This window comes from Paenibacillus sp. 598K (genome assembly GCF_003851045.1).
Lineage (GTDB): Bacteria > Bacillota > Bacilli > Paenibacillales > Paenibacillaceae > Paenibacillus_D.
Genome location: NZ_BFBX01000036.1, coordinates 20,810 through 27,476 on the forward strand (window position 1 = coordinate 20,810; position 6,667 = coordinate 27,476).

Sequence of the window (6,667 nt, forward strand, 5' to 3'; positions counted from 1 at the left end):
CAATTCCTCCTTGTGACTTGTGACAAAATCAGTTCCCGCAAGGCTTCTTTGGTAAAGAAGTCGTTTAGGTTATTATAACCAAACGATGGCAAGTTGTCAGGTCTTTTTACACTCCATTGCGCTCTGAAAATGAAATGAAAAAATGATTGTGCCGGGTGATTAGTAGTGTTATAATTGCTTACATGCGAGAGCGAGTATATTGTGTGAAGTATTTTGTATACAATATACACAAAGTCTTCACTGCATGTGAGGTTTATGTTATTGTCATAGACGTGCAGCACGTGTAAACTATTAAAAACGGGGGATGAGGAAATGAGCAAAAAGTGGCTAGCAACAGGTAGTATCGCAGCAATGGCTATGTTCGTAGCGGCATGTGGCGGAGGAAGCGGCAGCCCCAATACGCCTGACAACACAACGCCGTCCAATACGAACACAGGCAGCAATGGCGGCAGCGAGCCGACAGAGCAAGCGAGAAAGCTGGTTCTGGGAACAAGCGCGGATTATGCGCCGTTTGAGTTTCACAAGACGATCGATGGGGTAGATACCATCGTTGGCAGCGATATCGAGCTGGCGAAGGAAATTGCCAAGGATATGAATGCCGAGCTGGAAATCCAGGATACAGATTTTGATGGACTGTTAATGGCACTCAAAACGGATAAAGTCGATCTTGTCATCTCCGGCTTGTCCGCTACCGAGGAGCGTCGTGAGAACTTCCTGCTCTCTGATGTATATTATCAGGCGACCCAAGCGGTGCTCGTCAAGGCGGATCAGACAGACCAGTACAAAACTCCGGATGACCTTAAAGGCAAGCGGATCGGCGTACAGCTCGGATCGATCCAGGAAGGCATCGCTCAGGAAATCGAGGATGCGAAGCTGACCTCGCTCGGCAAAATCCCTGAATTGATCCTGGAGCTCTCGAGCGGCCGCGTCGACGCGATCATCCTGGAGACGCCTGTAGGCGAGCAGTATGCGAAGTCGCAGGAGGGGCTGACGGTCTCCGACGTGGTGATCGAGCCAGAGGACGACGACGGCTTTGCCGTAGCGGTCAAGCTCGGCGAACAAGAGCTGATGGACAGCATCAACGCCACGATTGCACGGCTGATCGAGTCTGGCGAGATCGATCGCTTCGTCGTCGAAGCCAACGAAATGCTAGGAGAATAATTACGGACGGAGTTAGCTGACCATGAATTTGAACTTCTCATTTTTGAGCGAGCACTGGCCAGCATTCTTAAGCGCCGCATGGACGACCCTGCAGCTGTCAGCTGTAGGGGTCATCCTCGGCACAATCCTTGGGGTACTGTTCGCGCTGATGCGTATCTCGACGATTACACCGCTTAAGTTTCTAGCGTCAGCCTACATCGAGATTATCCGCGGTACCCCGATGGTTGTGCAGATTTTAATTATTCACTACGGTCTGACGACGGTCGGGATTAATTTGCCCGCGTTTATGTCGGGCGTGGTAGCCTTGACGATCAATAGCTCTGCATATATGGCCGAAGTGTTTCGGGCAGGTATTCAGGCTATCGACAAAGGCCAGTTCGAGGCGGCTCGTTCGCTTGGCATGACGCGCACGATGACGATGCGCCACGTTGTGCTGCCGCAAGCTTTTCGCAACATGCTGCCGGCGATCGGCAACGAATTCATTATTATTATCAAGGATTCCTCTCTCGTCTCCTTTATTGGCATCGGCGAGCTGATGTATACGGCACGTATTTTTCAAGGCTCGTTGTATTTGCCGCTTGAGCCTCTGCTAGTCATAGCCGTCATCTACTTTATCATGACCTTTACCCTCTCGAACCTGCTGCAAGCGCTGGAAAGGAAGTTGAAAAAATCATGATCAATGTGGAAGGACTTCACAAGTCGTTTGGCAGCAATGAGGTGTTGAAAGGGATTACGACGACGATTCGCCAGGGAGAGGTTGTCGCTGTCATCGGTCCGAGCGGCTCGGGCAAAAGCACGTTTCTCCGTTGTCTGAATAGACTGGAGGAACCGACCAGCGGCAAGATTTTTTTCGAAAACCGCGAGGTGACAGGCAGTCAGTCGGAGCTGAACAAGATTCGTCAACGGATGGGCATGGTGTTCCAGCATTTTAACCTGTTCCCGCATATGTCGGTGATGGAAAATCTGCTGCTCGCGCCAACGCTGCTCAAAAAAGGCGACAAGGCCTCTGCACAGAAGCTGGCGCTGGAGCTGCTGCGCTCCGTCGGACTCGAGGATAAGCAGAATGCGTATCCTGCCAGTCTGTCGGGCGGGCAAAAGCAGCGGATCGCGATCGCGCGGGCGCTGGCGATGCAGCCGTCGGTCATGCTGTTCGACGAGCCGACCTCGGCGCTGGACCCCGAGATGGTCGGCGAGGTGCTCGACGTCATGAAGAAGCTAGCCAGAGACGGCATGACGATGGTTATCGTCACGCACGAGATGGGCTTTGCCCGCGAGGTCGGCGATCGGCTGATCTTTATGGACGGCGGTAATATCGTCGAGGAGGGCAACCCGCGCGAAGTGATGGCCAATCCGCAGCATCCGCGTACGCAGGATTTCCTCTCCAAAGTACTATAGTCGGCCATTCGCAAAATTGACATGGACAGCGTTGCTTTATGATATAATCAAGACAAACAACAAGGGCAGGGCCGATCGCAGCTTTGTCCGCTTTTTTCAAAGATAAAAGTATATAATATATTGTATACAAAATACAAAATACATTAATGAAAGAGGTGGACGATATGAGTCACACGCTCTCGCAAACCGCGATCGATCAATCCGATCGATATGCCGCCCACAACTATCACCCGCTGCCGATCGTCATCGAGCGCGCGGAGGGCGTCTGGGTCGAGGACCCGGAGGGCCGCCGGTATATGGATATGCTGAGCGCCTACTCGGCGCTTAATCAGGGGCATCGACATCCGGACATTATCCGCGCGCTCAAGGAGCAGGCAGACAAGGTGACGCTCACCTCTCGGGCGTTCCACAGCCCGTCGCCGGGCCAATTCTACGAGAAGCTGGCTGCCTATACGGGCAAGCAACGGGTGCTGGCGATGAATACCGGCGCAGAGGCGGTCGAGACGGCGGTCAAGGCGGTGCGCCGCTGGGCTTATCGGGTCAAGGGCGTCGCTGCGGATCAGGCCGAGATTATCGTCTGCAGCGGCAACTTCCATGGCCGGACGCTGACGGTCACCTCGTTCTCCTCGTCGCCCGAGTATCGCGAGGACTTTGGCCCATTCACTCCGGGCTTCAAGATTATCCCCTACGGTGATCTGGCTGCTCTGGAGCAGGCGATCACGCCCAATACGGCTGCGCTGCTGATCGAGCCGATCCAGGGCGAGGCGGGCATCATCATCCCTCCCGCTGGCTACCTGAAGGCGGCATCCGAGCTATGTCGGCGCCACCGGGTGCTGCTGGCCGCCGACGAGATTCAGACCGGCTTCGGTCGCACCGGGCGACGCTTCGCCTGCGACTGGGAGGGCGTCGTCCCGGATCTGTACATTATGGGCAAAGCGCTCGGCGGCGGGGTCCTGCCGGTCTCGGCGGTGGCCGCCGATGACGAGATCCTCGGCGTCTTCGAGCCCGGCTCGCACGGATCGACGTTCGGCGGCAATCCGCTCGCGTGCAGCGTCGCGATCGCCGCGCTCGACGTGGTCGAAGGCGAAGCGCTGGCCGAGCGCTCGGATCATCTCGGCAACTACCTCCGCGAGCGGCTGGAGACGATCAGCAGTCCGTACATCCGGGAGATCCGCGGGCGCGGTCTGTTCATCGGCGTCGAGCTAGATCGCAAGGCGCGGCCGTTCTGCGAGGCGCTGATGGCGCAAGGCTTGCTGTGCAAGGAGACGCATGAGACGACGATCCGGTTCGCCCCGCCGCTCGTCATCGAGCAGGCCGAGCTGGACTGGGCATTCGAACGGATCGAGGCGGTATTGACCTCAGCTATCGATGGTTAGCGCCGTTGGAGCAGCGGCATCTCGAAGGCAACATCAATTGAAAGGGTGATCCCTATGTCCAACCCAACGATCAAAGTCATCAAAGTGCCGTTCTCGCTAGGCGGCAGACATCCCGGAGCCGAGCTCGGGCCGGATGCGGTCATCCAGGCCGGACTGCTGCGGCAGCTCGGGCAGCTCGGACTAACCCTCGAGGAGACGATCGAGATCGATTGCCCCTCGGCCTCGCTGCGCAGCGAGGACAACTGGACGCGCGGCGGCCCGCCGAAGCACCTGCAGCAAGTGAAGGAGATGAGCGCGCGCTTGGGCGAAGCGGTATCGGATGCGATCTCGCGCGACGTCCTGCCGCTCGTCGTCGGCGGCGACCATAGCGGGGCGATCGGCACGCTGGCAGGACTGACCAAGCATTACAAGCGGCCGGGCGTCATCTGGTTCGACGCACATGCCGATCTGAACAGCGAGGCGAGCAGCATGAGCGGCAATATGCACGGCATGCCGCTGGGGATCGCGACGGGTCAGGCGAAGCTGAGACTGAGCGATATCCTCTCAGGCGCTGCCGAGCTCGATACGCGCAATCTGGTCATCATCGGCGCTCGCGAGCTCGACCCTGCCGAGCGCGAGATCATCAAGTCCAAGGGCATCGCCTGTTATACGATGCATGAGGTCGACCGCCAGGGCATCCAGACGATCGTCGAGGAAGCGCTGAAGATCGCCGGCGACGGCACGGACGGCATCCATGTCAGCTTCGATCTCGATGTGCTGGACCCGCTGGAGGCGGCAGGCGTCGGCACGCCTGTGCCGGGCGGCTTGAATTACCGCGAGGCCCACTTTGCTTGCGAGCTGTTGGCCGAGTCGCACAAGGTAACATCTGTGGAGATCGTCGAAGTGAACGCACAGTTGGATCATGACCGCCGTACGGCCCGACTGGCCGTCGAGCTGGTCGCGTCTTTGTTCGGCAAGCGAATTCTGTAGCATCTCTGTGAGGAGGGAGCCGGGATGATCGAGTCGATGATGCGTCGCATCTTGCTTGGTGTAGGTCGCAGCCCCGCTGCCGGGCGTCTGGCCAGGCGGTATGGGCTGAAGCTGGGAGCGTCGCGGTTCGTAGCGGGACGAACGGTAGAGGAGGCGATCGAGGCGGTCCGGGGGCTGAACGCGGCAGGCAAGCTGGCCACGCTGGACCATCTCGGCGAGTTCGTGTCAGATCGCGAGGAGGCGGCAGCCTCGGCGCAGATGTGCATCCGGACGCTGGATGTGATCCGGGCATCGGGCGTACAGGCCAATCTGTCGCTCAAGCTGACCAGTCTTGGTCTGGATCTGGGAGAGGATATCTGTCTCGGCCACATGCGCCGCATCGTCTCGCATGCGGCGGACGCGGGCCATTTCGTCCGCATCGACATGGAGGACTATGCCCACTGTCAGCCGACGCTGGAGCTATACCGCGAGCTGCGGCGCAGCTATGATAATGTCGGCGTCGTCATCCAGGCCTACCTGCGGCGAGCGCCGGCCGATGTGCGAGAGCTGGGCGAGCTGCAGGCGAATATGCGGCTCGTCAAGGGCGCCTACAAGGAGCCTGAGTCGGTCGCTTATCCTCGCAAGGCGGATGTCGATCGGCAGTTCCTGGAGCTGATCCGCCTGCAGCTGTCGCAGGGCTATACGGCGATTGCGACTCATGACCGGGAGATTATCGACCGCTCGCTGGAGTTGATCCGCGAGCATGAGATCGCCAGCGACCGCTACGAGTTCCAGATGCTGTATGGCATCGGCGAGGACATCCAGGACGCGCTCGTGCAGGAGGGGCATCGAGTCCGCGTGTATGTGCCTTTCGGAGAGGACTGGTTTGGTTACTTTATGCGTCGGCTGGCGGAGCGGCCGGCGAACGTAGCATTTATTCTCAAAAATATGCGAAGAGCGAGGGGATCACGATGACGGGTCAACAATTTGCGCCTTTTCAGAACGAACCGATCACCGATTTCTCGATAGAGAGCAACCGCAAGGAAATGCTGCAGGCGCTGGAGCTGGTGAAGTCGCGCCTCGGTCAGGACTATCCGTTGCACATCGGCGGGGCTGCAGTAATGACGGACGACAAGATCGTCTCGATCAATCCAGCCCGTAAGACGGAAGTGATCGGCAAGGTGAGCAAAGCAAGTCGCGAGCAGGCGGAGCAGGCGATGCAGTCGGCGCTGGAAGCATTCGAACGCTGGCAGCAGGTCGCGCCTGTCGAACGGGCGGAGATCCTGGTGCGTGCCGCATCCTTGATGCGGGAGCGCAAGCATGAGTTCTCGGCGTGGATGATCCTCGAGTCGGGCAAAAACTGGCCGGAGGCAGATGCCGATACGGCGGAGGCGATCGACTTCCTCGAATACTACGCCCGCGAGATGGTCCGGCTGTCGCGCACCAACGAGCTGCAGCCGCTTCAGCCGCTGAAGGGCGAGGACAACCGGCTGACGTATATCCCGCTCGGCGTCGGCATCATCATCCCGCCGTGGAACTTCCCGCTGGCGATCTGTGCCGGGATGGCCTCGGCGGCTGTCGTGAGCGGCAATACGATCATCCTCAAGCCGGCATCGCCGACGACGGTAATCGCCTACAAATTCTACGAAGCGATGGTCGAGGCGGGCATGCCGGCCGACGTCATCCAGTTCCTGCCGGGCAGCGGCGCCGAGATCGGCGATTATCTGACGAGCCATCCGAAGACCCGGTTTATCAGCTTCACGGGCTCCAAGGAGACGGGCCTGCAC

Annotated in this window: 7 protein-coding genes; all 7 read left to right on the top strand. The window is 58.6% G+C overall.

Annotated features, from left to right (window positions below):
* Positions 1-312 precede the first annotated feature (312 nt).
* On the top strand, positions 313-1,161 hold the full coding sequence (locus PA598K_RS12760) for a transporter substrate-binding domain-containing protein (RefSeq protein WP_128657339.1): 849 nt from the start codon (positions 313-315) through the stop codon (positions 1,159-1,161).
* Between the two features lie 22 nt (positions 1,162-1,183).
* Positions 1,184-1,837 carry an amino acid ABC transporter permease gene (locus PA598K_RS12765; protein WP_307719886.1) on the top strand — a complete coding sequence of 218 codons (654 nt, stop codon included), beginning with the start codon at positions 1,184-1,186 and terminating at the stop codon, positions 1,835-1,837.
* Positions 1,834-2,556, top strand: coding sequence for an amino acid ABC transporter ATP-binding protein (locus PA598K_RS12770; RefSeq protein ID WP_128657340.1), 723 nt, complete (start codon positions 1,834-1,836; stop codon positions 2,554-2,556). The genes PA598K_RS12765 and PA598K_RS12770 overlap by 4 nt, the downstream gene beginning before the upstream one ends.
* Before the next feature lie 164 nt (positions 2,557-2,720).
* Positions 2,721-3,932 (top strand): ornithine--oxo-acid transaminase, encoded by a 1,212-nt coding sequence (locus tag PA598K_RS12775; protein ID WP_128657341.1) that lies wholly within the window; start codon positions 2,721-2,723, stop codon positions 3,930-3,932.
* A 54-nt stretch (positions 3,933-3,986) separates the two neighbouring features.
* Positions 3,987-4,901 (top strand): arginase, encoded by a 915-nt coding sequence (rocF, locus tag PA598K_RS12780; RefSeq protein WP_128657342.1) that lies wholly within the window; start codon positions 3,987-3,989, stop codon positions 4,899-4,901.
* A 27-nt stretch (positions 4,902-4,928) separates the two neighbouring features.
* Positions 4,929-5,855: a proline dehydrogenase family protein gene (locus PA598K_RS12785; RefSeq protein ID WP_128657408.1), complete on the top strand. Its 927-nt coding sequence runs from the start codon at positions 4,929-4,931 to the stop codon at positions 5,853-5,855.
* Positions 5,852-6,667, top strand: an 816-nt coding sequence (locus PA598K_RS37895) for an aldehyde dehydrogenase family protein (protein WP_260405383.1), incomplete at its 3' end; no start/stop codon positions are given. The genes PA598K_RS12785 and PA598K_RS37895, both read left to right, overlap by 4 nt.